Consider the following 26,093-nt stretch of genomic DNA (forward strand, 5'->3'; position numbering starts at 1 on the left):
ATCACTCTCCTAATTCATCATCAGCTTCTTCCATACTGCCGATATAGCCCTCTACATATACTTTGTTGACAATGTAGCTTACGGGCTGATGATTTTCAGATTTCGGAAAGCTAATGGCAAATGCAGGTACATGACTTAAATTAGATTCATCCTTATTCGCATCCTCATGACTCTTTTGCTTTTTCTTTAAGTCTAATGATTTGAGTACTAATAAAGGTTTATCTCTATTTTTCCGATAAAATTGAGCTGTTTGGTCGATATCTGCAATGATTCTTTGTTGCTCTGCTTTGTTATATTGATCTTCAGTTAGACCAAAAGCCTCTTCCCAAGGGCGTAAGATACGACCACCACCATCAGCGGTTTTAACATGATCTTGGTGGTAGCAAGACTTAGCAAAGGTACGCAGCTGTGATGGTGCTTGTATACCTAAAAAGCTTTTGTGAATGACGACATCCCATGCTGCCATCTCCTCTTTTCTTTCTAAAATATAAGTATATAGCGCCTCTTTACGATCAAGATCATCTACTGAATACTCATAATTAGAAAGCAATGCGATAATATCATTCACAGTGACATCATTTGCTGAGAGAAATAACTCATGGTCTTTTTCTTTATCATGACTGTAAGCGCCATGGAGTCCGTACTGATCATTAATAACAGATCCAAAAGTAGTAAACTTACGTCGCTGCTGGTCTAAGTCATTCAGCACAATACCTCTGAGGGTAAAGCTACTTTCAGAAAAGCTTTCGGATAACGTCACTGACTCTGCATGGCGCATTTTATTTTTTGCTGTAATAAGTAAGCCAGTGTTGCTATTTCTAACCTTTAAGCCATATTCAGATGGCGTTAAGTTATTCTGCTCCATAATGATAAATTCTTTGCGTAGCTCTTCGATAGATTGGGCAATAAAGGCATACCACTCAAATGAAGCGTCAGGAATATAGAGTTTGCAAAGGTCACGATAACGATCACGATAGCCAAACCAACGTCCCATCTGTAACAAAGTATCAGCCATAGCAGTATTACGAATTAAATAGCTAATAGTGAGACCTTCTAAAGTAAAGCCCCTAGACAGACTATACCCACCAATAGCGATGACGTTTAAGCCATCTGCATAATTGTCATAATCTAGCTTGTCATCACTTGCACTATTAATAATTTTGACTTTAATAGTCTCAATAACATTTTGTAGCTTCTCAAAAAATTCATCCACATGACATTCATCGCTATATGCCAAATACTTACGATAAAGGGCGGCTAAGTGATGGTTTTCTATACGTTCATTTTGATCTTTAGCACCCGAGTATTTTACAGCTCGTCTAATCTCTTCATACTCTTGGCTTACCAGTCCAAACACATCTTTTTGTTCTTGTGTCTTGTGGGACACGTTGATAAGCATAGATGTATGTCGATTTCCAACCGATCGCACATCTTTAATAACAATGCTCACTAGGTATTCATAGAGGGCATCTATCAGGCTCTTTGGTAGTTCTGTAATCTCAAAGTCTTTTGGTTTTTTTAATGGGATTGTATCTTCATTATCATCGATAAATTCGATATAAGGAGAATCATAATTAGGGTCGCCATTATCATTCAAGAAAAACTCTTTTGCACCCAGATAGTTAGAAGGCGCTTCAAGGGTGAAAATAAAGTCTTTTGGGAAAAGGTCATCTGCTAGCGCTTGATCGTAATCGTTGGGATCAATAAAAATGTTGGCAAACGGTGTCGCTGTATAACCGATGTAGGAGCCTTGACTAAATAAGTTAAACATCTCTCTTATCTGACCATTAATGCGAGTGGTCTCATTTGGGTTTTTGCTGGTATTGATTGAGGCATTATCTGCCTCATCATCAATGATAAGCGCAGGCGTATTAATAAAGCGCTGGCCATCATCTTTATTACGTAACCATTCAATGATATTGCCTAAAGTATGGTAGTTTTTCTTGACGACCATGATGACAGGGTTTTTGGCATTTTCTGGTCTAACAGCAGTTGATGCACGTGTTCTGCCACTAAAGTCATCAGTTACTGTGGTAAAACAATGTGGCTGATTCGCTTTAATCAAAGCTATAGTATCTGGGTCGTTGCTTTTTCCTACACCAACATACTCTTGCTTCTCACTGTCATAACCAATAAAACCATCATTTACTCGTTTTTGAGTTTGCGATCTTAGATTGTTATGAATGCCTGTGATCAAAATGATTAGCTTGTAACCATAATCTGCGGCAAGGTTGATCAAAGACAAATAGTTAGCCGTTTTTCCAGACTGAACATTACCGACTACCAAGCCTTGACGTTTAAACGGAGTGTCAGTATTTGGATTCCCTAAACGCTCTAACGTCTCTCTATTAGTAGATTTCATAACACTGATTACTTTACTAGGCAGCTGGCCCTCAGTACGCAGATGCTCATAGTAACGATCACTATAATACTCATTACTTGATACAGATTGTAGCCACGGTATCTTTTCTTGATCATCTAAAATATGTGCTTGTTGCTGCTCAGTACTAAAGTAAGTTTCTATCTTATGCTTGAGCAATTCAAAGGCATCTTGTTGATCCTCTACCTTTAGACCATGCATTATCATCATTCCTGTAATTGCCTCAGAAGATGATAAATTACTGTTACTGGACATAGCAGCTATGCATGCTTCATAAATTCTGCTAATGGTTTGATCACTCATACTTTAATATCCTTTATTATTCAAAAATAACTGCCAATCTCCTTGGTAGTTACAATAAGGTTCACTCGTTTCTAAAAAACTCTTTATGAGACTGATGTCCAAATTCATATCAGCAAAATTTTTTAAATAATTTATAGCCAGTGTCTCTATTTCTTGGTCTGTTAATTTAGTCTTAAAATCTTTTGGTGCAGCGGCATATTCTGAATAAAACTGATCCACAGGAAAACTTTTCTCAATAAGTGCTATCACATCTTTTAACTGACTAGATTGAGATGGTTTTAACTCAGTAATTAGCCTTTGGATTAGTGGATGCTCTTTATTAACCTGATAAGACTTCAAACCCTTGTTGGTATATTGATGCCAGACTGGATTGGTGACAGATTTTTTGCGATAGCCTTTAGAGTTATAAACGCGCTTAGAGCCAGAAACATAGGTATCTATGTAATGCTTTAACTGATCACGAATCTGGTCAGGTGGTTTGGCATGGGATTTTTTGATATCGATGTGCCATTCACTATCGAAATTATTAGGCAAATCAATCTCGATACGTGTTAGCGCTGTCAAATCAGATTTACTAGTCAATCGAAACCAGTCCCCTAAGATCAATAACCGATTGGCTCGATAAACATAAAACCCTTGATTATCTCGGTAGCTGCCTAGTGCGTATTTCTCATACTCTGTTTGGGTACATTTTGAATGATGCGGTAGCGTATAGCCTTGAATACTAATATAGGTACTCTTATATCTAATGCTTTCTTTATTATGAAACTGAGTGGCAAGAGAAGAGCGAAAAAATGGATCTACAAAACCAATAGCTCTACCATTGATCCTAATCTGTAAGTTGTCGGCATGTCGATAAGATGTGTCCAAGAATCGATGGAAAATCAGTCTCAAATGTGATTCTGCTTCTTCAAATTTTTGCAGTAAGTGCGTTTCACTGCCTAGCTTGTGATCGTTATTTAAACGATCGCACTGCTCCCATACAACCAATGTACCTGTATCTATTTCTTTTAAGCGCCGTACTTGATAAGTGGTATCAATAGCATCTGTACTTAGCTGAATTAATTTCCAGCTATTACTCTGTGATACCTGATCAAGATCCCAACACATACCGTAAATTTTATCGAACTGCTTCGTTATCACAGTTAAACGTTTGCACTGAGAAAATGACGCTGTTTTCAAACCTAGACCAAACCTTCCTAGATCTTTATTATCACGCTCAATTAAAGGGTTTTTTGAGCCAATGGTCATCGCCTTAATAAGCTCATCACGACTCATTCCATCACCATTATCGATAATTGCAACTTTGGTTTCTGGTTTTATATCAAACACGATATCAACAAGACTTGCACTCGCTGTAATACTGTTATCAATCAAGTCAGCTAGTGCTGTGTCTAACTCATATCCAATATCTCTCAGAGATTGCATCAATGCAGCAGCATTTGGCGGGCTGTCTATCATGTTTAATATTGTCATATCTGCTATTACTTACATCCGTTTATACTAGTTTAATTAGCAACCGATTTACTGGCGCCTCATCCTTTACGAAACTATTTTTTTCGATTTTTTAGCAAACTATATTTCATATACTTATAACCCCTTACCACAGGCTGGAGCACTTATACTGCATAATTCAATTGAATATATGTTTGCCCTTTAGTTACTCTTTTTTGTAATACTTCAGTTCCATCACAAACTAAATAGTTTACTTAATTCGAATGCTTAAAACTATCATAGTTATGACTATCAAGGTCTAGAAATAATACATTTCTCTTGCAATATTTTGTATTATGCTATATCCATATACAATCCACTTCGTTTAATCATCCACAAATTTTTATTATTATTATTATTGAGTGTTACTGCTAGCTACAAGCTAAACTATTTATCATTAGCTATATAAAGGTCATAAAAGCTAACAGCTGTTCTAAAAATTATAATACCCTTTAATCATTATCAACAGATAACTCAATCTATTCAAAAGGCATTTTTATGACTATAAAATCTTCAATGCTAGTTGCTTCGCTCTTTAGTACGACATTGATATTGATAGGCTGCGCTCAAACCAATGCGATTACGCAAGCTGTGAGCACCGCTGCTACCGAAACTGTCGGAGGCTTTAAAACTGCTTTTGAAGATTATGATAAAGCCAATAAGCTAAATAAACAGGGAGATGTAGCAAATGCATATTACTTATTCGGTTGGATGGAAGATGCTTGTATTGGGAATAGCTCTGCTGAATATCAGAAAATTGCTCTGCTTAACTCACAATTTATTGAAAACATTAAAGCAGTTCGAGATGTTCCAATCGTGGATCCTGTTATAGATAATGGTTATGAGTATTATGTAAGACCGAAGTCACAATGGCATCCTGGTTTTGCTCGTATAATTGATAATGTCAATATAGATGTTAATTATGAATATACTGAGTATCATTTTAAGTTCAAAGATAATGTTTTCTACCGCGGTCAACCTTTGGCAGAATATCATTATAAATTTAGACCTGAGTCTGAAGGTGGTCAGGAAGTTCTAAAATTTGCAAGAAATGCTGATGTAAATAGTATTTGGCCTAATTTCAAAGGTCGTCAAGTTGAAGATCCGATGGATGGTAGCTCGTATGAGTCTAAGGCTGAGTACGACAGACAGAACAAGACACTCACTTGTCATTTTGATTAGATAAAGAATCCGTTAACTACCTATAGATAAGCCAAGGGAACATAATGAATTACAAAACCATTGCTATGGCTTTTGCTGCTTTAAGCCTACCTCTGCTCTCGTATGCTCACTCGTCTCCTGATCAAGTTAAAGTTTGTTATAGCTTCGCTGGCGATACTTTAGAACAGACACAGTCATGTATCGTCTCATCAGGTGGTGGTGCTGGCGGAGTTTATAAAAATATAAAAATTGGTAATAAGTATCATTTATTTGAAGGGGCATGCGGTATGGATGGCGAATGCGATTACTCTTATTACCCAGGTGGTTCAGATAGCAATATAAAACCTAAGCAAACTATTTCTTACCTAAGAGATGGCACATTCCATACGAAGGTAAAGCCATCAGAAGCTGCCAATGCCAACCACCTACTTTACTGTTACAAAACTAAGAACGGCTCTTTAGATATTTGTACTAATTAATTCATAAGGATTTGTAATGAAAAAAACATTCATTGGACTAGCGGTAATGTTTATCAGTGTTTCTAGCTTTGCTGGTCTACCTGAAATGATGAAAATATATAAGAATCCTAAATCAGCACCGAAAATATCAGCTTGTAAAGGCGATACTTATTGCAATGGGTTTATAGCTCTATCAAAACAGTGGAAAGATATTCCTAATTCTTATCGCTATAAAGGCGAGTACGACATTAAAGCTTATGCTAAAAATGGTGTGACTTACGATAGTCAAGGTCGAAACCGAGGTTTACAAAGTGGCTTTTACTGGTCTACCGATAAATCGCATAGCTTTATAAACAGTCTTGATAAGTACATTGAAATAACAGGAGGCATGCCTGATAGTTATGAAGGTGGCTTAGCAGTTCTTTTATATATTGAGGACAAAAATGGCTGGGTAGAAAATTTCTGATAGCTATTATCGAAGTCTAAAAATATTAACTTTCAAGACTTTTTTAAAATGCGAATAGTTTTATTTTACTTATTTATCTCTAGAAACATGTTCCAGTGAAACTGTTTGTATTAAAACACTGCTCCGACTACGTTTACTCAAGCTTATAAATGGTTTTTAATAAAAAATAAACCGCCCTACTCTTAGTGGTAAGGCGGTTCAGTAAACCTAGGCTAATCGCTCAGCTATCTTAGTTTCAATCCATTCTGCAATCTCACTAGCTACCCACACTACCCTAACCTGTGTAAGCTGTATTTTTTTAGGAAATGTTGAGTCATAGCGCTTGGATTTTTTATTGTTAAGCTCGTATATTGTGGAACGACTAAGACCTGTGTAATGACTAACATCCTTGATGCTTAGTAGCTGTGGGATGTGATTACATTGTTTGATTACAGGCTGTGTTGCATTAAAATTTTCCATGAATATCTCCTTTGTAAGTTAATGAGAATCTTTCTTCTCATACAGTTACGGAGTCCCATATTTTTTTACGGCATCCCATGTAGTCCAATGATTGGCCAGATATACAACATAAAAAGGAGCTGAATAATCAACTCCTTTCTTATGCCGTCTATCCTTACCACTGTTTTAACTTATAGCTGTCACACTCTCCCTTAGACTTCTTTCAATATTACCGACATTGTAGGGAGCAACAATATTTTTCGACCCTCCTTGATGATTACTATCAGCCTCATCTATCTCTACTGGATAAAACTCTTCAGCTACATCTATCAGACCATCGCTATCAATCTCAAAGCAGGAATTTACATAACCTTGTTTAGCAGCTTCCTCTAATGCCGCTTGATCAAAGCCGTGTTCGCTAAGCTCTTGATCAATTGCCTGTGCATCTTGCACCGCTTGCTTTAGTGTCACGTCATCACGTAACGTCAAATCCACGAAGTAGATTGGCGTACGATAGCTTTGGGTTGTGCTTTTGCCTCGTAAGGTGAGTTGCAGGGGCAAACATGAAAGCTTGTTGCCGGATACCGCCGCAAAGTAGCTAAGCCTTGCTGCAAGCGTTCGAATACTATTAAAGCCAGTCGTCCGAAAGATAAACGTACCCAGCTCATCGTCTTCACTAAGATTCACATAGAGCCTGCCATATGGCTTACAAGCACCGCCTTGTGCTAGTGGACAGCGATCAGGTGATGGGCAAGGAAGCTGCTCGACACCATTATTGGTTCTGCGCTGACATTGCTCACCGTCACCCACACATAATGGACGACCTGTCTGTCTATCGAACAGCGTGTACTCAGCACGAAGGTTTAGCTCAGGATCGTTAAACAACATACGTACGGGAATCTGTCTGAGCTTACCGTCGTTATTTGCACGCAGCTTTGCATCGAGTGGATGATTGATCCAGCCATCCTTGTTTTGAACTTGACTGGTAATGGTGAATTGATCGTCTTTGGCAGGCAGACTTTTGCCATCTTTTTCAATGACACGGCCAATGCTGATGCGACCGAGTACGGGTGGGGTAATCGTGAGACCTTTAATCATGGTGATATTCCTTATGTGTTTTGATGAGCCATAAAAAAGCCCACCTATCTCAGGTGGGCTTTATGCGCTTGCTTGATTCGCTTTAACTGGTTGATTGCTGCGTTGATGATTAAGTGACTGATGGCTTAGTCATTAAGAATGACAAAGCGTCTGTTACCTTGCTTGGTTTTACCAAACTGCGCGAGCAATTCAGGATGCGCCTTGATGACAGCCTTGCTATCAAGACCGACACTGTCTTTCGAGCGCTTCCATGAGATCGCACCTTTATCAAAGACAGCGACTTCATTATCGGCAATTAGCGTTTGTAGCTGATGCTTGACTTGATCATGATGCTGCTCGATGTCTTCTATAGATGCGCGGTAGCTTAAGAGTTGCTCAAACAACTTGTTAGCCCCGTCATCGCCTCGTAGATCAACCTTGCTTAATGGCTTAGGCTTTGGATAAAGCAGTTTTAGTGCTCGTGCTGCGGATTCAGAATGATCCGGAGTGGGCGGTGTATCGTTTTCTACGTATTGCCAGAACAAACGTTCATGTTCGATGATCGATTCAATCAAACGTTCGTCACGCTCAACCTTATAAATCTTCGCTTCGTGTCCGCATAGCAACACACAGATATGTGCAGCAGTTTTACCCGTGACCGCTAACTGATGCTGCACTTGGCAAGTCACATACAAAGGCACGCCATGTTTCCAGAGCTTGGCACCATGTTCACCAGCGGTTTTACACTCTAGAATCTGTACTTCATCATTGCCAGTAATGGCATAGTCTAAATTTGCCAGCATAAAGGCTTTGTCAGGATCAGGATGCTGTAAGACAGCATTGACACGCCTAACCTTATTGCCTGTATGCTCTTGGTAGTATTTCGCCACCATGGGCTCTAAGGTATTGCCCCAGTACAGCGGCGAATACCCATCAATACCGTTATTACTACTGGCATCCATGTCTGAGCTTATGCGTCCTGTTTTAATCATCCATAGCTCAAGCATCGATAAATATGGATGGATACCACAAGCGGCAGCAGCATCGGAGCTGCCAATACCCTGTCTGCGTACTTGTAGCCAATCTTCACGGCTTAAGTCTTTGGTATTGACCAAACGCTTAGCGGTGGTTGATGTCTTTGCTTGAACCGGTTTATCAACCGTTTTATTTTGCTTTAGCATGACTTCTACTGAATTGTCCTTGGTTTTAGACTTAGCAGTTCGAGACGCTTTAGCTGTCATGACTGAACGTTTGAGTTTTAACTGAGTCGTGGTTATGTTATTTAATGCGATCAGGTTCATGGTGAACTCCTTTAATAGATTTATTCTTAGTGAGATGCGCATATGCCTTGCTTAATTAATGGCATAAAAAAACCACGCGCAAAGGCGTGGTTGATTTAAGAGATAAGTAGAGTGGCTAAGCGATTAGGCAATCAAGCGTAGTGCTTCGTCGAGGCTTCTATCTTTAAGTTTAGCCCCAGCCCCAAACCATGCTGAGTCAAGGCGATGGTCTTGCGACATCGCACGGCGTTCATGATCAACAAATTCTGTCATCGCATTTAACAACCCATAAGCCGTATCTTTTGCTGATGCCAGATCCGCACCGCGACCTTGACCGTTAAACATACTCATCACCTGATTCATGGCTTTTGCATTTGGAACCGCATCTTTTTCTTTCTTAGCCGTATTAAACAGAATCAGGCCATCATCTTTAACATCATTAAACACACGATTTAGGTAGTTGGCTGCTTCTGCTTGAGTGACGCGTCTATTAGTTAATTGCTTCATCTCATAGTTAAACGCATCCCATTGGCTGACGGAGACGCCCAATTGCTGCTTGACCTTTTCGGCATCAAAGGTCGTGCTATGCGGTACTTTCACCACGCCGCCATTGTCGTTCGCAAGGCTGATCGCTAAGGTGTTATTACACACAACGCGAATATTGGTGAACTGTGCTGTAGTAGCAAGCGTGCCATCACAAGCGGTTGCTAGCAGCAGATAGCCATGACTGACATCACCGCCACGTAGCGTTGCTGATTGACCTGTACGTGCGAGTGCCCAGAACTTACGTCCTTCTTTAAGTACCCCTGCGGTCTCTAGCTCAAAGTCAGCTTGCTCTGTCAGATCCCGATAAAACTCTAAAATCTCACTTGGTTGTACTTCTTGGTAGCGCTGACTCACCACTGATAAGGGCTCAAGCGTGTCTGAGCGATACAGCACCTTGTTATTGTCATAAGGCATGATCAAGTTTTGCCCTTTATCATTGGTTGCCATGTAGCTCACGTCTGAGGATTCGATACGCCAATCCATCCCAGCCTCACGTGCCCAGACCTCAATCGGCTGTTTGGGGGATAGCTCGTTGCCAAGACCATGCCATGGCGTTTCGCCAACGTATGCCATGCTTTCGATTAAATGTGCCATGATTAATTTCCTTTTACTGTTGAATAAATAAGTGGTTTGACTGATTCAATGCTTTGATGCATGAATCATTGAGTGGTTAAACAAATGAGAATGTTAGAGGCTAAAGCTATGCTGACAGGTACTGCATAGATAACGCGGCATAATAGCTGCTCTGAGTAATGGCGGCTGCATCAGCCGTTGTTGTGCCAGATTAATTACGGTGGCAATGGCACTGCCTGCAACCATCCCGATCATGGGGTTGATCTTGTAGTACTTGCAGACGCTAGTACCAAGACTGACTAAGAGCTTGGCTGAACACAGATGCTCTAACAGGCTTTGCATACTGGTATCCGTATTTTCTATAACGTGTGCTGAATGGCAGTTGGGACAGATAGGTTTCATAGTAACTCCTTGATAGTGGCGCATAAAAAAGGCCTGCTATAAAGCAGACCTTGATTAGACGTTGAGGGATAGATGGATAAGACAGCGATGGCTACTTATCTCATCTCATGGTGATACTGTATATCTGAAATTATTTTGCTATTAAGGGATATCTATGCTGGGGCTTTGTTAAACACCCCTCTTACCGAGCTAGTGAGTCATGCTTTGTCCAAACGTATTCATGTTAGGTAAAGCCACCTTAAGACGTTGATAACTTTTATTACGCTTATCAGGACGAGTTAAATACAAGGCGGCATCAACCGCATTCTCGACTTCTTGTAAATCATTGCGATGAATCATGCCAATACCAAGTCTACCGCCAGCTGCTAGCGCATCTTTATGCTCTTTGTTATTTACGATAAAGCAGTATCCAACGCCTTCAGTTATCTCTCGCCATTTTTGTCCAACTTGATCAGCTAAGTAGCTGTCCTTGTAATGCTTTGAGCCATCAAAAATCAATAGCAAATGACAGTGAAAGCCACCATTTTCCTCACCCTGTTCTAACGACCAAGCATGGCTAAGTAAATGCTTAAAACAAGTATCGCCATTATGAATGAAATCTCTTAACTTTTTCATATGGAAGTCAAAATCACGAATGGTAATATGATGACTGAGGTCTGGTATGTATTTTAAATCCACTCGGACAAACAATAATCTTGGGTAATTTGAGATTAGGGTTCGAATATTATTCTCTAAACGCTTACCGTTTTGATGACTCTGATAACGCCAGGCACTATAGTCTTTTTTTATTGCCATCTCATAACCTGATAGCAGCTTAATAAAATGCATCGTCTTTTCATCATCCCAAAATACGTTATAAGCATAAGCGTCACCAATAATCGCATTGGTACTTTCTATAAATGCCTGAATTGGTTTTGAGTATCTGTCTTCAGAATTAAGGCTAATCATGAACGAGTAATAGAACTCGTTCAGTTGACTTTTGATTTGTTGAAAACTGATCGTACCGAACAGTACATCTCTAACCAGTCTGTCGACTTTAGAGATAAGTTGTGAGTGATTAACAGGTGAGTAGATCATGGCTTGATTTCCTATAAATATAAAGTTGAAGAGGTGTTACATATATTTATAGGGTTATGTATTTTTTTACGGTGAAGTGCGGATAGGATCCGCCTTAGTCATGCAGTACTTAATGTAAGTTATATTATCGTACCGTCTCTTCATGAGTATCCAAAGGCAGGATTTTTGTAAGCCAGCATTGGGTTTATGAAAATCACAACACAGTAATTCGCTGTGTTTTAGGGAAGAAGGTGAAGATAGAGTTAGCTGATCGTCATTGATGTTACTTTATAATAATCTATTAGCTAAAGCATATATAATTCCTACAACATGCTAAAGTTATACCGACGTTTTAATGACGTTTTAATGACGTTTTTCTGACGAAAAAATTGATAATCTGACTATGAGCAATCAGCAAAAAATGATTTATCTTTAGTTATTATATGGAGACAAATAATGAGAAATACGCGTAGAAATAGTAGCGAGATTTTGATAAAGGAAGAAGAGTATATTGAAAAAAAGGTAAATACTCTTAGCATCTACAATGTGTATTGGTGCCTTTATGAATTGAGAAGGCGAGGTAAATTACTCGAAGGTAAAGTGTTGAAAAACGACTCATTTTGTAAATTACAGTTAATAAGTCTTTTAAAAAAGCATAAATACAATGTCATAACACTAAATAATTTTTTGGAAGCCAGTGCAGAAAACAGCATTCCGTTATCATCTATCAAGTGGTTTTACGACGATACAAGAGCCGCACTATGGTTAAAGATGGTTTTAAAAAACACTATCAACTCAAGTGAATCAATCATCACTGAATCTGATATATCGATTTTTATTCATGATGTTATTTTTAATAAAAAACTGTTAGTCTTGAATAGAAAAATTGTTGAGATAAATAGCGATTCACAAGTTGAATTCAAAAAGATAACTTTAGAATTACTAAAAGACGCTTACCTTCTCAGCCAAGTAAATTCGAAAGATATTAAATGGCTGACTAGTAAGAGCAACAGTAGCGTTAAAACAAACCATATATATCAATATATGAATAAACTGCATGATCTTAATAATCTGAGAATAAACAAAGAGAGTAAAAAAAAGAACGGAGGACGAAAGATACACATTAATAAGGCTGGGTGCCAACAGGCTTTAATTTGTTCTGGCACTATTAAATTTAAAGAAACAGATACAGCTATGCGGCTTTGTCACATACTGGCATCACTTGATTATTGGATGTTCGATACCTATTGGCTTTACAAAGATGGTGACGTTGTAGACAGAGAAACGGCTGATAATAGAGGCCTCTTTATTAGTAATATGGAAGACGTTTGGAATTCGAAGCAAAGGCGTGATCGCAATAAAATCAAGAAAAATCAGGGTATAGATCTCACAAGCGATAATAAGAAAAACCTAAAGTATCTTGCTAAGGCTTGTGGTAAGACACAGCGTGAAGTGTTAAATGACTTAGTTGAATCTGCTTATAGTCAAATGAGAGGTCAGGACATTCAGCTAGACCCACCTTTTCCTAATCAATATGCTTCTTTTGATAAGATACCTCTAGAGCAGCCCTGTAATTCGCAAAGCGAAGATAATGAGGAGAAGTCCACTCTTAAAGAAACCTCACGTACTGACAATAAAGAAGATCGGAGTCGCTCGTATGATACAGATTCCGCTATTTCATCAATATACGATAATGAAAAGCTACCAACTGGCACCCCTCCACCCAAACAGGAAGCTAGTTCACTACAAACATTTCTTCCTGAAGAAAATTATGGAAAACAAATTAGAGATGCAGGTAATGTCAATACAGATAACTATCATAAGTTATAACTCAAGACAGGTATAAATTTTTTAGCTTGCGTAAAATTAAGGTACAATACACTTATTAAACATTCATCTTTGATCCAAAATTTTGAAATCAATATTCCATGTACACTGTGGTGTACACAAAAACTTATTAAGAATATTTTTTTATTTAATATCAATAACTTAAATAATATGTATCGTTCCGACCACTGGTACCAATATGTAGTGCAATTCAACCTCCCCCTTCGGAGGTTTTTTTGTGCCTGTAACTTTATGACTATTACGTTACGCTTGTCACTTTTTACTGGTCTTGCCACTTCTTACTGGCAATATTTGTTTGTACTTATACCGCTACTTCGTATTGCGTAACCGCACTTATCTTAATCGGTACGGCATAGCTCCATGGCATGCCCGCACTGCAGTAAAAAAATCCATCACGGAATGATACGATATAGGCGGTAAAATCATTGCCACAATGATCCATCATTGCTTGCTCATCGCTGTCATCACAAACCGCACACCATATTCGCTTGGTACCGCGTGCTAGCATTGCCCGTGTTAGGTCACTCCCCTTCAGTTCGTTATTCATCATCGGCTCCTTGACATCCTGCACTCTCTCACAATACCTACCTTTCAAGAGTTGATTTATCCGTACCCAATTCGTAAATTTGGCATTAACGACAAACAATGTTTTTTTATAAAAAAGCATGTTAGGCGTTATTTATTTTTTACCGCGCTTATTACTATTGAGTATCTACTAGTGTAAAACTTTAATGGACTTACTGTAATAGATAGCCATCAGATTAGCGATGAATGGCAAAACTACTAAGACAAACGGCTTAGTTGAATAAAAACACTTAACAAACTTTTTAATAAAACTGGGCAAAAAGAAACAACTGTTCACTAACGTTGCAAAAGCGTGAAATTTCCTATCTATCTAGAACAGTGGTGCGCCACTTATATTATATTTACTTTATGATATATATCAAAATATGGATATTAATGCAACTTTGTTTGTCAGTTTTTATTGGCTCCTATCAAATCTAACAATTGATAATAGAAAAAGTCAGCAAGTCAGGTAAAATATCGACTATGAACATTTCTGAAGAATCCAGTCCTCGCAAAATCATTCATATTGATATGGATGCTTTTTATGCCAGTGTTGAGCAGCGCGACTTTCCCGAGCTTCGAGGCAAGCCATTGGTAGTTGGCGGCGATCCTAACGGTCGCGGCGTGGTTGCCGCTGCCAGTTACGAGGTACGTCAATTTGGCGTACGTTCAGCAATGTCCTGCTATGAGGCACGTAGACGCTGTCCAGAGGTGGTATTTGTCAGACCGCGTTTTGAGGTTTATCGAGCGGTCAGTAGTGACATTCGCCGTATTATGCATAGTTTGACGCCTCATGTTGAACCATTATCACTAGATGAAGCCTATTTGGACGTTACTGGGCTTAGCGCGCACAAAGGCTCAGCAACGCTAATGGCCAACTGGTTGAGGGCACAAATTCTAGAGCAGACAGGGTTGACTGCTTCTGCTGGCGTCTCATTTAATAAAATGCTGGCTAAAATTGCTTCCGATATCAACAAGCCCAATGGCACTGCTATCATCACACCAAAAGATGCTGATGCGTTTATTAGTACGCTACCTATTGAACGCTTTCACGGTATAGGGAAAGCAACAGCAAAGCGATTGCATGCGATGGGTGTGAGCAATGGCGCAGATCTCCGGCGTGTGCCAGCAGCTACTATGGTTGAGGAGTTCGGTAAACGTGGTCAGTTTTATTACGATATCGCTCATGGCCGTGATGAGCGACCAGTCAAGTCTGAGCGTACTCACAAATCAGTTGGTTCAGAGACGACTTTTAGAGATAACTTGAGTGATAATGACGAGCTGCGTATACAGATTTATGAGCAGAATGCTGATGCTTTTAGCCAGCTGCACAAAAAAAACCTCGTTGCCCATACCATCACGCTCAAAATAAAATACTCGGACTTCACTCAAATTACGCGCTCGCATACTTTATCTACCACTTTTGATAGCGCCGAGTCTGCACATTATTGGTTAGACAAGCTATTTGCAGATATTCCACGCGAGCTGCCCATTCGGCTGGTAGGTGTGACCTTTTCTTCTTTATTACCTTCTACGCAGTTATTGCCTCAATTAACTTTATTTGAATAACCTAATCGCTGACTGATGGTTATTTTTAATAAAAGCAATCAGTTTCGTATTTCCGCTTAGGCTATTACTCTGTTCTAACAGTCATATCATACGCTGCTATCATCGGGTAAAGTATCCTTTCATAAAAGCATTTCTGCTACAATTATGCCAAAATCTCTATTGAACTAAAGACTGATTATGACTGACTCTCACACTGCATTTACTGATACAAACACATCGCTTGATACCATCGCCAATAACGATACCTCAAACTATTTGAGCGTTGAGGACTATGATTATGAGCTGCCAGATAGCTTGATTGCCCGCTATCCTCTAGCACAGCGTTCTGCTTCAAAATTGCTATACTTGCCTGCTAACTCTCAGACAAACACTACTCGAATAGAAGACTGTTTGTTTTCTGCATTGCCCGACTTATTGGATGCAGGCGATCTGATTGTCTTTAATGATACAAAGGTAATGAAGGCGCGTCTGTTCGGCCAAAAAGATACTGGCGGCAAACTTGAAGTCCTGATTGAACGCTTAGTTAATCTTGATGATTTAGATACTGCAGCCCTGCATCTAAAAGACATGAGTGATGAGCCAGTCAATCAAGAACACATTGCGCTTTGTCATGTAAAAGCAAGCAAAGCACTTAAGCTGGGTCAGCGCTTGCAACTTGCTGACGGTCATATGAGTGCTGCAATGATTGGACGTCAAGATAACTTATTTATCTTGGCATTTGATGCGCCGATTTTACCGCAGTTAGAGCTCTATGGTGAACTTCCTATTCCACCTTATTTTGAGCGTCATGCCGATGAGACTGACAACACTCGTTATCAAACCGTTTTTCATGATCCTACTAAGCTTGCTAGCGTAGCGGCTCCTACAGCGAGTTTGCACTTCGATGAAGCGGTACTGAGCAAGCTTGCAGAAAAAGGCATCAATACTGCTTTTGTCACATTACACGTTGGTGCTGGTACCTTTGCGCCAGTCAAAACAGACAACCTACTCAATCACACCATGCATAGCGAATATGCACACCTACCGCAAACGACGGCCGAGCTAATCAATCAGACTCATGCAAATGGGAACAAAGTTATCGCTATCGGTACAACAGTAACTCGTGTCCTAGAGACGGCTTATCAAAAGACAGCTATGGACGGGCAAAAGCTCTCTAGCTGGTCAGGTGATACCGATATTTTTATCTACCCAGGATTTAAGTTTGGCGTTATCGATCGATTGTTAACGAACTTTCACTTACCTAAATCAACACTGCTGATGCTAGTGTCGGCATTTGCAGGCAAATCATCTATTGAGCACGCCTATCAACATGCTATTGACAAACAGTATCGGTTTTTCAGCTATGGTGATGCCATGCTGTTAGATAGAAAAGTTGACTAAACATGACATAAACATTTTGTGCATTGCACACAACAGTTGTGAAATAAACTGGTAAACTAAACCGTATTTTGTTATAACAGCAAAGATAACTTATATCCTAAAGGACTACTCATGTCTTGTCATCTATCTCGTCGCTTGACTCCTGTACATCGCGCGGTATCGATGGCAATGCTTTGCTCTATAGGTTGGGCGGTCCTAGTATCAAGCGCACAGGCAGCAACTATCGGTAAAACGGTAGTTACCTCAGCTCAGCATGAGCCACTAGCCGCTAGTATCGCTGTTAGCAATATAGAAGCAGCGGACTTTTCAGCCAGTTTGGCAAACTCTACTATCTACCAGCAAATGGGACTCTCCCCTACTGACTCTATGATGGTACGATTTCAACCGACCTCGGCGACCAGTGGCCAGTTGCTTATCACCACCTCACAGCCTGTATCCAAGCCGTTTGCTGATGTTGTTTTGGCGATAAACGACAATGGACAGCGCAATATGTTGCCAAAAACATTACTGATGCCTTTGAAAGAAACCCTGCCTATCAATACCAGTAACACTATGGCGACAGCAGCAAAGAAACCAAATCTACCTAGCGTCTCTGCAAGTACTGCCATGCCTTTGACAGTCCGCAGAGGTGCTCCGCCACCGCTGATTTCGGTACCTGCAATATCCTCGCCTAAATTATCGACGCCCCAGTTATCAACACCAAAAGCACCAACAGACGCCTTATTGGCGACCACGTTAGCGGCGCCTAACGTACAAGCGCCCACTGTGACCGTTACCTCACAGGTCAACCGTCTCGCTTATGCACCTAGTCGCCTTGATAATGGACGTTTAAAGCGTATCTCTGATACAGATAATAATTCTAGCCCTACTGATAACCGCGGTAACTTAACAAACTCTCTGAGCAATAGCCTTTTGAGTACCGCAAGTAGCAATAGTGGCACGGCGACAACTGACAATAGTGCTATAAATGAACGCCCTAACAAAAACAGCATAAATACAGTGGTAGCAGATAAACCAAGAACCAATCAGCAGCTCGATATTCTCAATATACAAGTGACACGTCAAATACAGCCAAGCAGCAAAGCAGATGCTATAGCAAGCTCACCTCTCGTACCAACGAGCAAGCCCATAAGCGTATCAACAATCGCGCAAGATGCGAGTGATACTCCTACGGCGGCCTCTCAAGACCCCAAGACCGCGGATAGCACAGCACTATCTGTACCATCGCCTAATGATTCGATGACAGCCAGTAATAAAGTTGTGAGTAGCGCTACTACTCAGTATCAGGTACAGCGCAACGATAGCTTGTGGGTGATTGCTCAGCAGATTGCAGAAGAAAACAATCTAGATACGCCAACAGTAATGAAGCAGATTCAATCACAAAACCCTGATGCCTTTATCAATAAAGATGCCGATCAGTTAAAAGCAGATGCGAAGCTGAGCCTGCCCAGTTACGATATCATACCGTCGCAGCAGAGTTTGGAAGCTGCTATTAGCGCCCAAAGACAGTATAACCGTAGAGCAAATACACCTGTAATCAAAAAGGCTGCACCATCACCAACCAAAAAATCATCTGAAACGGCGCAAGTAGCCAAGCGTCCTGAAAAACCCACAACGACTAAAACAAAGATACTGCCGCAAGCGCAGTTTTCTGTGCTTGCCCCTGGTAGTGACGGCAATGCAGATGGAACACAAGCAAAATCTGCAGCGGATACTGGTAATGGTCTAAGCACTGATATTTTAGCAACGCTCAAATCGTCAAGACAAGGAACAGCCTCACAGGCGAAGCGTTTGTCAAAGACAAGCAGCGCACTCAATAGCTATACTAAAAAGCTCCAACTACAAAATCAAAAACTGGCTGAGCTACAAGCTCGTCTTAAAAAACTACGCAATCAATAATTGCCTAACTGATCAACGCAAGACGCTATGATCATAGGCGTAGGAGTAACAATGGACAATATGCTATATATTATCGCCGGATTGGTGCTTATTCTGTTAGTTGCAGGCTTGTTATTGCGCAAAAACAAAGCACAAAAACAGAGTGTTCAACCCCCTGTCAACTCGCTAAGAAACTCTACTACTCGGGCACCGCAAACGGATTATGGCACTACTGCCCAAAGCAATGAACACGAAAACAATAAGTTTGATCACATTACCATTGCTCAGCGCTTCATAGATCAACAGCGCTATGACAAAGCGATCGAAACAATCAATCGTGGTTTAAGTGAAAAACCTAATGATGGTCAATTATCTATCAAGTTACTCAGTATATACGCCACTATTGATCAGCCAGAAAACTTTGATAACGTCTATAACACCATCAAACTTAATAACGATGGCAAGACCCTTACGCTCGCTGACGAACTCAAAGATCTGTATGTTGGCGAGCCACGTCCAGTCGCTACACAAGAACTAGCAACTGAGGATGCTGTTGATAATAACTTTGACGGTCTAGATTTTGATTTACCAACCAGCCAAGTCAATGACACAGATACAGTCTCTGATCAGCCAGTCATTGAAGACAACAAAGATATTGTGATAGACGAGCCTATTGCTCAGCCAGTACTTTCCGATGAACTCAATGATACCAGTCCAACTACTGAAAATGCGGCAGATAGCTTTGACCTGACGCTTAGTGACTTAGAAAGCGACTCATTAGAAAGCGACTTAGAAAGTGATTTTGACGAGCCTCATACTACTGCTGACAATCCTGTTGCACCATTATCTATTGCAGATGATGACGCCTCCGCTACATCTACTGATGAAAGTACTGAAGTTATTGAAGACAATGACTTTAGTGACTTTGAGTTTGATTTTGACTCGGCGACTGACGATACGTCGACTGACAACGCTATTATCTCAGATACCGTAGACGACCAAAACGAAGAGTTAGCGTTAGAAGATGACGATTTTGTCTTAGATTTTGATGACTTAGCTGCGGATACAGATACAGCAATAACTAACGATGTAACTGATAACTTAGTAGGCACCTCTACTGATGCTATTCAAAGCAGTGAAGATGACTTTTCTTTATCTCTAGATAGTTTAGATACGCCAGATAACGTTGATGCTGTCTCTAATGTCGATACCGGTTTTGATAACGAATTATCTACTACCGAAGAAAGTAATGACCTCGATAGCTTTATTTTAGAAAACACTGACTTTGAAGAAGTTGCTGCTGAAGACAATACGTTAGAAAACAGCACATTTGAAGATGATAGTTTTGTAGATCTTAATCTTGAAGAACAACTACTCGCTGATGATATTGAAGATAGTCCTGTTGAAGCGTCGGATGATTCATCACCTGCACCGCTGAGATTTGATGACAATACAAGCATAGATGATGATTTTGGTATTGATGATGCCGACTCTTTATTAGAAGCTCCCGCTTCTACAACCGCACCAGTAGAGATCGAAACTGATAACACCACTGAAGCTGTTGAATCAGTAGAAGACTTTTCATCACGCTTTGCCGCTGATTTCGATTTTGTGAAGTCTCTAGATAGCAATCAGGTAACATTGGACTTAGCAGGTCAGTATCTACAGCTGGGTGAGTATGATAGTGCAAAACGTTTATTGAATGAAGTGATTGCTCAAGGTAATAGCGAGCAAAAACAACAAGCACAAGTGCTGCTTGAACGTACTGCGTAATCAACAAACAAAGTAGTCATCAGCAAGCACGCCTTAATCAGCAAATATTCTCTGATTAAGGCGTGCTTGCTGATTTTTTGCATCTGACTCTGATACCATCTATTATTAAATGCTATCACTGCTACTAAACTCTATAGCACCTCTTTTCTTTCATACTTTTTACTGTGTTGATATTATGCCATCTTCTGCTACATCCAAAAACCTGTCCGATCCTATTCAACTGATTTATGCTGGTGGTACCTTTGGTAGCTATGGCCGCCCTTTGGCCCCTTTATCAGCAGAAATCTTTTTGCCCACACTAAAAAAACTATTGTCTGAACAAGATAACGCCGTTACTTCACCAGCCATTTCATGGCTGGACAACACGCTAATCAAAGACAGCAGCCAGCTTACCCCCAGCGATTTTGTACATTTTTATCAGTTACTACTCAATGCTTACACGCAAGGTGAGAGACGCTTTGTACTGATTAGTGGCACCGACACATTGAGTTACTTAGGTGCATTTTTAGCAGAGGCTTTTGCCGGTAGCGATATTTGTATCGTAGTGACTGGAAGCATGCGGCCATTGCTAAACAGTGAGGTAATACAGTCCTATGAGATTGACGACCATAGCGATGCTTGGGGCAATCTTAACGACTCATTAAAGTTAGCTGCTGCTGGTGAGTCAGGCGTCAAAATTAGCTTTGGCGGTGAATCATGGCCTGCACAAACCGTGCAAAAGATTCACAGTCATGATCTTATGGCATTTACGGGTCATTCACGTGCGGCATATCCGGCCAACAGTTATATCAGAAACCTCCCAGATACTCGCAGACAGCATTGGCTTGATGATCAGCAAGTCTTGCTGCCCGATATCACAGCACGCGCTGAGCAGTCCAAGATTCATGCCTTATACTGCTTGCCCAATGATGCGTCTGTAATAAACAATCAATTACAAAGTTTATTATCTCAGCCGCCATGTGGCATTATCCTGCTAGGGTTTGGCGCTGGTAATATTCCTTATTCAGATACGCTAGCAGATACGCTCAATCTTGCTCATGAGCAGGGACACATCGTGATATGCGCCAGCCAATGTCCGTTTGGCGGTGTAAGCGACAGCTATGCCGCTGGTAGTTGGCAATACGACTATCATGTAATTGCTGGTGGTCGTTTAACTATCCCTGCTATTTATGCACGGTTGCTATGGTTGCTACTGCGCTATGACAGTCCAGCAAGACGTCGACAGCGTTGGTTGAACAATGTCAGCCAAGCAGGTACAAGCATCAAAAAAAGATAAGCAACTCTGCATCCATTCCAAATTTATAAGCTTAGAAACCACAATGTCTGATACTAAAATCATCGATCATGAACAATCGCCACTATATACTTTAGCGATTGCCATCGAATTCTTGGGTACACACTATCATGGCTGGCAGCGACAACGAGAGGTGCTGGGTGTCCAAGAAGCGTTAGAGAATGCCATTAGCAAGGTCGCCAACGAATCAGTTGAAGTCATTGCTGCTGGACGTACTGACGCCAGTGTCCATGCCAGTAACATGATTGCTCATTTCACCACCCATGCGTATCGCCCTACTCATAACTGGTTACGCGGCGTAAACAGCCTCTTGCCTGATGATATTGCGCTACGCTGGGTTCAGCCAATGCCCGCTGATTTCCATGCGCGCTTTGGCGCGATTGCCCGGCGTTATCGCTATATCACGCTCAATCAAACACAGAGACCTGCGATACTGAATCATCAAGTGACTCACATCTATGAGCCTCTTGATCTCACCGCTATGCAACAGGCGGCGTCCGATATTGTTGGCACGCACGACTTTAGCAGCTACCGTGCTGCGGCTTGCCAGTCCAATCAGCCAGTCCGTACCATCAGTCATGCTCATCTTTTTGCTCATGGACAGTTTATTGTATTCGACATACAGGCAGATGGTTTTTTGCATCATATGGTTCGTAATCTAATGGGTACGCTATACGCTATCGGTAGAAATGAGCTAAAACCAGCAGATTTTTTGAACATTTTGAATAAAAAAGATCGAACCATTGCGCCGCCCACGGCGTCAGGCGACGGTCTGTATTTTATCAATGCCTACTACCCTGAACGCTTTCAGTCCTTATTACCAGATGTACCATTAACGCCTGTCTGGCTAAATCTACCTGATTGATTCAATACAACCTGATATACATATCACTTACAGGCTGTCAAGTCAAAACCAGGTTCTGTATTGCTTTAATCTACTAACTTACGTATAATATGGGCTTATTTTTAATTGATTGATACAAATTATGGCAAAAGACGATATTATCGAATTTGAAGGCGAAGTCATTGATACCCTTCCTAACACCTTGTTCAAAGTTCGTTTAGAAAACGGACACGAAATCATTGCACACATCTCAGGTAAGATGCGTAAGCATTATATTCGTATTTTGACAGGTGATAAAGTTAAGGTCGAGATGACCCCTTATGACCTATCTAAGGGTCGTATCACGTACCGTGGTAAGAACTAAATACATACCAACCAAATAGTTATAGATGTATTTGTAAAAATACAGCCAACAACCAAATAGCTACTTTATCGCTGATAGCTGATATAGACGCTTGGGTGGTTTAACTGATAATAATAATGAAAATGCTGACCTACTCATTATTGCCTATCACAGTTTTAGTTATTTAGTATTCGCTGTTTATTTTTACCAAAAAATACCGCTCAATATTAGCGGTATTTTTTTGTCTGCGTTTTATGAACTGCTTGAATTATAGATTAATTAAACTCGACAGTTGCATCGCTCTTGATAACTCCTAATAGACTAAGTGCATCCCAGTTGGTGAGGCGAACACAGCCTGCTGATGCTTGACGGCTGATACGCTCAGGATCTGGTGAACCATGAATGCCATAAGAGGGCTTACTCAACCCAATCCACACTGATCCGACTGGATTATTAGGGCCTGGAGGTATAATCGACTTTTTACCATCATCACTCGTATAGGTGTAATTGGGCTCATGAATTTTTACTTTGACCTGATGCGTACCTGTTGGTGAAGGTGTTGCTGTACTGCCTACTGTCGTCGGGTAACTGGCTACCAAATTATTACTATCGTCATAAGCATATAGCGTTTGTGTGTCTTTATCAGCGACCACACGACTTACTGGTGTGGTGTTAGGATTGCCTGGATTATAAACGATAATAGTTTCACCACTTTCGAAGCTAGCATTAGGATTGAGTGACTTAAGATAGTCACGACTGATATGGAATTTTTCACCTAAAGATTCTAGAATGCTTTCGTAATACATACCATCTAGCTTCGCTTTGGCTTCTGCGCTAGCCGGAATCTGAGTTGTCTTGACGTTTACATCAGCGTCGGTTAACTGATAGCTGACCAATACGGGTTGTGAAGTAAGCGTACTATTTTGAGTTAATGCTTGCCACGTTGTTTCGTCCAGCGATTCTGTTACTGGTAGGCCTTGTGCTTTTTGGAACGCTTGCATGGCTTTACGTGTATTCTTTCCCCAGTAGCCATCCACTGCCCCAACACCACTATGATTCCAGTTCAATAGTGCTTGTACTTTAGTACCGATATTTCGATCTATTTTACTGTCAGCTGTCCATGTGGCGTCATTTACTTTTTTGGCAGTTTCCGATAATTCTGTTGTGCTATATTTAATTTTAGGAAGTAGTTTATTCAACGAGTTGGCAGTGTTGCTATCACCTTCTATTTGCTGACTGACACCATTGGTGACGGGACTGGTATCGTTGCCACCCATCATCATGCTGTCTGTTGCCCCAGTATTGGTACTGTCACTATTTTGATTGCTCATAGCGCTCATGTCAGTGTCTGTATTTGCAGTCATACTACTATCTGTTGTAGGAGCTTCTGCACTCGTCTCCATATCTGCCGCGTCATTAGTCGTTTGTACGCTGTTTTCAGTGGTATTAGCGTTACTGCAACCCACTGATAATAATGATGCTGTCCCTATAGCAACGACAACGCCGCCAACCTTGAGTAGTTGAGACATAAAACCTCCTAAATAATTACTATATATCGAAAAAAGTATCGAAAGAATGTCAAAAAATTTATTGTAGGAATATATTGCCACAGCGCTACCACTATCCTCTAACAGCTTTATGTTAATAACTGACTATTCCTACTATGCATTTGTTAATAGAGCGCATAAACATACTGGTTTGTTTACAATAAAGGACGATTCTATGCCTATAGTATAAAAAACCCATAAGTTATTAAGTAACTTATGGGTTCAAAAAACATAAATAAGACTGTCAAAGAAATCTACATGATATCAGCAAACTTACAATAATTTAGCTAGAACAGCTTGCCCCATCTCTTGGCACCCTACTTGTTTTAAGCCAGCTTCGCTACTGTCTAGAATATCAAGCGTACGCAAACCATCATCGAGAACCTCGCTAACTGCTTGCTCGATCGCTTGTGCTGCTGCTTCTTGCTTAAAGGTGTAACGCAGCATCATAGCAACAGACAAAATAGTCGCCAGTGGATTGGCTTTATCCTGCCCGGCGATATCTGGTGCTGAACCATGGCATGGCTCATACATACCTTTGCCAGCTTCATCTAAGCTTGCTGATGGCAACATACCAATGGAGCCTGTCAACATTGCTGCTTCATCAGATAAGATATCACCGAACATATTGCCCGTCACCATGACATCAAACTGCTTAGGATCTTTGATCAACTGCATGCACGCATTGTCCGCATACATGTGCGACAGCGCCACATCGCTATAATTAGCTTGTTGCATCTGAGTTATCGTCTGCTTCCACAGCTCAGTCACTTCTAGGACATTGGCTTTATCTACTGAGCATACTTTGGCAGCTCTACCTGCGGCTTCGGCACGTGTTTTTGCCAGATCAAAAGCAACTTTACCAATACGCTCAATCTCGCTGGTGCTATACACCATTGTGTTATAGCCTTGCTGCTCACCGTTATCTAGTGTACGGATACCACGTGGCTCACCAAAATAGATACCACCTGTCAGCTCACGAACGATAAGCAAATCTAAACCAGATATGATCTCAGGTTTGATGCTTGACGCATTGGCTAGCTGCGGATAAAGTTTTGCTACACGTAAGTTAGCAAATAGACCAAGCTCGCCGCGAATTTTTAGCAAACCGCGCTCAGGGCGTTTGCTGCGTTCAATTGTATCCCACTTAGGTCCACCGACTGCACCTAATAATACAGCATCTGCTGCGCGCGCACGCGCTAACGTCTCATCAGGTAAGGGCTCACCTGTTGCATCAATGGCTACGCCGCCAATCAATCCAGACTCTAATGTTAAATCTAGCGAAAACTTATCATTGACTGCTTTGAGCACATCAATAGCTTGAGTCATGATTTCAGGGCCAATACCATCGCCCGCTAATGTTAAAATCGTTGCCATACTAATCCTTTTGGATATATTTTTATTGGTAAATTAATT

The 26,093-nt window shown here is 40.7% G+C and carries 22 protein-coding genes; 11 read left to right on the forward strand and 11 right to left on the reverse strand.

All coding sequences use genetic code 11. The features are described from left to right. Position 1 precedes the first annotated feature (1 nt). Together AC5JP1_RS05365 and AC5JP1_RS05370 are read right to left on the reverse strand one after the other, a co-directional pair. A complete protein-coding gene (locus AC5JP1_RS05365; RefSeq protein ID WP_493843437.1) occupies positions 2 to 2,683 on the reverse strand; it encodes a Z1 domain-containing protein in 2,682 nt (893 codons plus the stop codon). Between the two features lie 3 nt (positions 2,684 to 2,686). Next, positions 2,687 to 4,159, reverse strand: a complete 1,473-nt coding sequence (locus AC5JP1_RS05370) for an ATP-binding protein (protein WP_493843438.1) — start codon at positions 4,157 to 4,159, stop codon at positions 2,687 to 2,689. Between the two features lie 516 nt (positions 4,160 to 4,675). Between AC5JP1_RS05370 and AC5JP1_RS05375 the strand changes: the two genes are divergently transcribed. From AC5JP1_RS05375 to AC5JP1_RS05385, 3 genes are read left to right on the forward strand one after another with little or no spacing between them, the layout of a single operon-like run. Continuing rightward, positions 4,676 to 5,359 (forward strand): hypothetical protein, encoded by a 684-nt coding sequence (locus tag AC5JP1_RS05375; protein WP_493843439.1) that lies wholly within the window; start codon positions 4,676 to 4,678, stop codon positions 5,357 to 5,359. Positions 5,360 to 5,403: 44 nt separating this feature from the next. Then, on the forward strand, positions 5,404 to 5,817 hold the full coding sequence (locus AC5JP1_RS05380) for a hypothetical protein (protein ID WP_493843440.1): 414 nt from the start codon (positions 5,404 to 5,406) through the stop codon (positions 5,815 to 5,817). A gap of 16 nt (positions 5,818 to 5,833) precedes the next feature. Further along, entirely contained in the window at positions 5,834 to 6,262 is a 429-nt protein-coding gene (locus tag AC5JP1_RS05385; RefSeq protein ID WP_493843441.1) for a hypothetical protein, read from the forward strand. Between the two features lie 207 nt (positions 6,263 to 6,469). Here AC5JP1_RS05385 and AC5JP1_RS05390 read toward each other — a convergent pair whose 3' ends face one another. The 6 genes from AC5JP1_RS05390 to AC5JP1_RS05415 all read right to left on the reverse strand — a co-directional run bounded on the left by AC5JP1_RS05390 (position 6,470) and on the right by AC5JP1_RS05415 (position 11,655). Then, the gene (locus tag AC5JP1_RS05390) at positions 6,470 to 6,721 is read right to left on the reverse strand and encodes a helix-turn-helix transcriptional regulator (protein WP_493843442.1); all 252 of its coding nucleotides are present in this window, start codon (positions 6,719 to 6,721) and stop codon (positions 6,470 to 6,472) included. A gap of 165 nt (positions 6,722 to 6,886) precedes the next feature. Next, complete coding sequence (locus AC5JP1_RS05395) at positions 6,887 to 7,798, reverse strand: recombination directionality factor (protein WP_493843443.1); 912 nt, start codon at positions 7,796 to 7,798, stop codon at positions 6,887 to 6,889. A gap of 125 nt (positions 7,799 to 7,923) precedes the next feature. Beyond that, positions 7,924 to 8,958, reverse strand: coding sequence for a YqaJ viral recombinase family nuclease (locus tag AC5JP1_RS05400; RefSeq protein ID WP_493844438.1), 1,035 nt, complete (start codon positions 8,956 to 8,958; stop codon positions 7,924 to 7,926). A 243-nt stretch (positions 8,959 to 9,201) separates the two neighbouring features. Then, the gene (locus tag AC5JP1_RS05405) at positions 9,202 to 10,197 is read right to left on the reverse strand and encodes a DUF932 domain-containing protein (protein WP_493843444.1); all 996 of its coding nucleotides are present in this window, start codon (positions 10,195 to 10,197) and stop codon (positions 9,202 to 9,204) included. 93 nt (positions 10,198 to 10,290) lie between these two features. Then, complete coding sequence (locus tag AC5JP1_RS05410) at positions 10,291 to 10,578, reverse strand: hypothetical protein (RefSeq protein ID WP_493843445.1); 288 nt, start codon at positions 10,576 to 10,578, stop codon at positions 10,291 to 10,293. 189 nt (positions 10,579 to 10,767) lie between these two features. Then, a complete protein-coding gene (locus tag AC5JP1_RS05415; RefSeq protein ID WP_493843446.1) occupies positions 10,768 to 11,655 on the reverse strand; it encodes a YagK/YfjJ domain-containing protein in 888 nt (295 codons plus the stop codon). A 435-nt stretch (positions 11,656 to 12,090) separates the two neighbouring features. Here AC5JP1_RS05415 and AC5JP1_RS05420 point away from each other — a divergent pair, with 435 nt between their 5' ends. After that, a complete protein-coding gene (locus AC5JP1_RS05420) occupies positions 12,091 to 13,464 on the forward strand; it encodes a hypothetical protein (RefSeq protein WP_493843447.1) in 1,374 nt (457 codons plus the stop codon). A 319-nt stretch (positions 13,465 to 13,783) separates the two neighbouring features. Here AC5JP1_RS05420 and AC5JP1_RS05425 read toward each other — a convergent pair whose 3' ends face one another. Further along, positions 13,784 to 14,029, reverse strand: a complete 246-nt coding sequence (locus tag AC5JP1_RS05425; RefSeq protein ID WP_319050185.1) for a hypothetical protein — start codon at positions 14,027 to 14,029, stop codon at positions 13,784 to 13,786. 503 nt (positions 14,030 to 14,532) lie between these two features. Between AC5JP1_RS05425 and dinB the strand changes: the two genes are divergently transcribed. From dinB to infA, 7 genes are all read left to right on the forward strand, one after another. Beyond that, entirely contained in the window at positions 14,533 to 15,618 is a 1,086-nt protein-coding gene (gene dinB, locus AC5JP1_RS05430; protein ID WP_493843448.1) for a DNA polymerase IV, read from the forward strand. A gap of 177 nt (positions 15,619 to 15,795) precedes the next feature. Next, positions 15,796 to 16,998 (forward strand): tRNA preQ1(34) S-adenosylmethionine ribosyltransferase-isomerase QueA, encoded by a 1,203-nt coding sequence (queA, locus tag AC5JP1_RS05435; protein WP_443524411.1) that lies wholly within the window; start codon positions 15,796 to 15,798, stop codon positions 16,996 to 16,998. Between the two features lie 111 nt (positions 16,999 to 17,109). Continuing rightward, the gene (locus AC5JP1_RS05440; protein ID WP_493843449.1) at positions 17,110 to 18,897 is read left to right on the forward strand and encodes a type IV pilus assembly protein FimV; all 1,788 of its coding nucleotides are present in this window, start codon (positions 17,110 to 17,112) and stop codon (positions 18,895 to 18,897) included. 51 nt (positions 18,898 to 18,948) lie between these two features. Continuing rightward, positions 18,949 to 20,649 (forward strand): FimV C-terminal domain-containing protein, encoded by a 1,701-nt coding sequence (locus AC5JP1_RS05445; RefSeq protein WP_493843450.1) that lies wholly within the window; start codon positions 18,949 to 18,951, stop codon positions 20,647 to 20,649. Between the two features lie 175 nt (positions 20,650 to 20,824). Then, the gene (locus AC5JP1_RS05450; protein WP_493843451.1) at positions 20,825 to 21,925 is read left to right on the forward strand and encodes an asparaginase; all 1,101 of its coding nucleotides are present in this window, start codon (positions 20,825 to 20,827) and stop codon (positions 21,923 to 21,925) included. Between the two features lie 43 nt (positions 21,926 to 21,968). Further along, positions 21,969 to 22,808 carry a tRNA pseudouridine(38-40) synthase TruA gene (gene truA, locus AC5JP1_RS05455; protein WP_493843452.1) on the forward strand — a complete coding sequence of 280 codons (840 nt, stop codon included), beginning with the start codon at positions 21,969 to 21,971 and terminating at the stop codon, positions 22,806 to 22,808. A gap of 121 nt (positions 22,809 to 22,929) precedes the next feature. Beyond that, positions 22,930 to 23,151: a translation initiation factor IF-1 gene (gene infA / locus AC5JP1_RS05460; protein WP_021814850.1), complete on the forward strand. Its 222-nt coding sequence runs from the start codon at positions 22,930 to 22,932 to the stop codon at positions 23,149 to 23,151. 254 nt (positions 23,152 to 23,405) lie between these two features. Here infA and AC5JP1_RS05465 read toward each other — a convergent pair whose 3' ends face one another. Further along, positions 23,406 to 24,659, reverse strand: a complete 1,254-nt coding sequence (locus AC5JP1_RS05465; protein ID WP_493843453.1) for a L,D-transpeptidase family protein — start codon at positions 24,657 to 24,659, stop codon at positions 23,406 to 23,408. 291 nt (positions 24,660 to 24,950) lie between these two features. After that, positions 24,951 to 26,054 carry a 3-isopropylmalate dehydrogenase gene (leuB, locus tag AC5JP1_RS05470; RefSeq protein WP_493843454.1) on the reverse strand — a complete coding sequence of 368 codons (1,104 nt, stop codon included), beginning with the start codon at positions 26,052 to 26,054 and terminating at the stop codon, positions 24,951 to 24,953. Between the last annotated feature and the right edge of the window lie 39 nt (positions 26,055 to 26,093).

The sequence above is a fragment of the Psychrobacter sp. H29 genome, assembly GCF_059073055.1.

What these genes read in the sequence shown, in the direction of transcription:
- AC5JP1_RS05425 (WP_319050185.1), bottom strand. Translation starts at nt 14,029, where the DNA reads ATGAATAACGAACTGAAGGGGAGTGACCTAACACGGGCAATGCTAGCA.
- truA (WP_493843452.1), top strand. Translation starts at nt 21,969, where the DNA reads ATGTCTGATACTAAAATCATCGATCATGAACAATCGCCACTATATACT.
- AC5JP1_RS05450 (WP_493843451.1), top strand. Translation starts at nt 20,825, where the DNA reads ATGCCATCTTCTGCTACATCCAAAAACCTGTCCGATCCTATTCAACTG.
- queA (WP_443524411.1), top strand. Translation starts at nt 15,796, where the DNA reads ATGACTGACTCTCACACTGCATTTACTGATACAAACACATCGCTTGAT.
- AC5JP1_RS05420 (WP_493843447.1), top strand. Translation starts at nt 12,091, where the DNA reads ATGAGAAATACGCGTAGAAATAGTAGCGAGATTTTGATAAAGGAAGAA.
- AC5JP1_RS05370 (WP_493843438.1), bottom strand. Translation starts at nt 4,159, where the DNA reads ATGACAATATTAAACATGATAGACAGCCCGCCAAATGCTGCTGCATTG.
- leuB (WP_493843454.1), bottom strand. Translation starts at nt 26,054, where the DNA reads ATGGCAACGATTTTAACATTAGCGGGCGATGGTATTGGCCCTGAAATC.
- AC5JP1_RS05410 (WP_493843445.1), bottom strand. Translation starts at nt 10,578, where the DNA reads ATGAAACCTATCTGTCCCAACTGCCATTCAGCACACGTTATAGAAAAT.
- AC5JP1_RS05400 (WP_493844438.1), bottom strand. Translation starts at nt 8,958, where the DNA reads ATGCTAAAGCAAAATAAAACGGTTGATAAACCGGTTCAAGCAAAGACA.
- AC5JP1_RS05385 (WP_493843441.1), top strand. Translation starts at nt 5,834, where the DNA reads ATGAAAAAAACATTCATTGGACTAGCGGTAATGTTTATCAGTGTTTCT.
- AC5JP1_RS05375 (WP_493843439.1), top strand. Translation starts at nt 4,676, where the DNA reads ATGACTATAAAATCTTCAATGCTAGTTGCTTCGCTCTTTAGTACGACA.
- AC5JP1_RS05380 (WP_493843440.1), top strand. Translation starts at nt 5,404, where the DNA reads ATGAATTACAAAACCATTGCTATGGCTTTTGCTGCTTTAAGCCTACCT.
- AC5JP1_RS05365 (WP_493843437.1), bottom strand. Translation starts at nt 2,683, where the DNA reads ATGAGTGATCAAACCATTAGCAGAATTTATGAAGCATGCATAGCTGCT.
- infA (WP_021814850.1), top strand. Translation starts at nt 22,930, where the DNA reads ATGGCAAAAGACGATATTATCGAATTTGAAGGCGAAGTCATTGATACC.
- AC5JP1_RS05390 (WP_493843442.1), bottom strand. Translation starts at nt 6,721, where the DNA reads ATGGAAAATTTTAATGCAACACAGCCTGTAATCAAACAATGTAATCAC.
- AC5JP1_RS05415 (WP_493843446.1), bottom strand. Translation starts at nt 11,655, where the DNA reads ATGATCTACTCACCTGTTAATCACTCACAACTTATCTCTAAAGTCGAC.
- AC5JP1_RS05440 (WP_493843449.1), top strand. Translation starts at nt 17,110, where the DNA reads ATGTCTTGTCATCTATCTCGTCGCTTGACTCCTGTACATCGCGCGGTA.
- AC5JP1_RS05465 (WP_493843453.1), bottom strand. Translation starts at nt 24,659, where the DNA reads ATGTCTCAACTACTCAAGGTTGGCGGCGTTGTCGTTGCTATAGGGACA.
- AC5JP1_RS05405 (WP_493843444.1), bottom strand. Translation starts at nt 10,197, where the DNA reads ATGGCACATTTAATCGAAAGCATGGCATACGTTGGCGAAACGCCATGG.
- AC5JP1_RS05445 (WP_493843450.1), top strand. Translation starts at nt 18,949, where the DNA reads ATGGACAATATGCTATATATTATCGCCGGATTGGTGCTTATTCTGTTA.
- dinB (WP_493843448.1), top strand. Translation starts at nt 14,533, where the DNA reads ATGAACATTTCTGAAGAATCCAGTCCTCGCAAAATCATTCATATTGAT.
- AC5JP1_RS05395 (WP_493843443.1), bottom strand. Translation starts at nt 7,798, where the DNA reads ATGATTAAAGGTCTCACGATTACCCCACCCGTACTCGGTCGCATCAGC.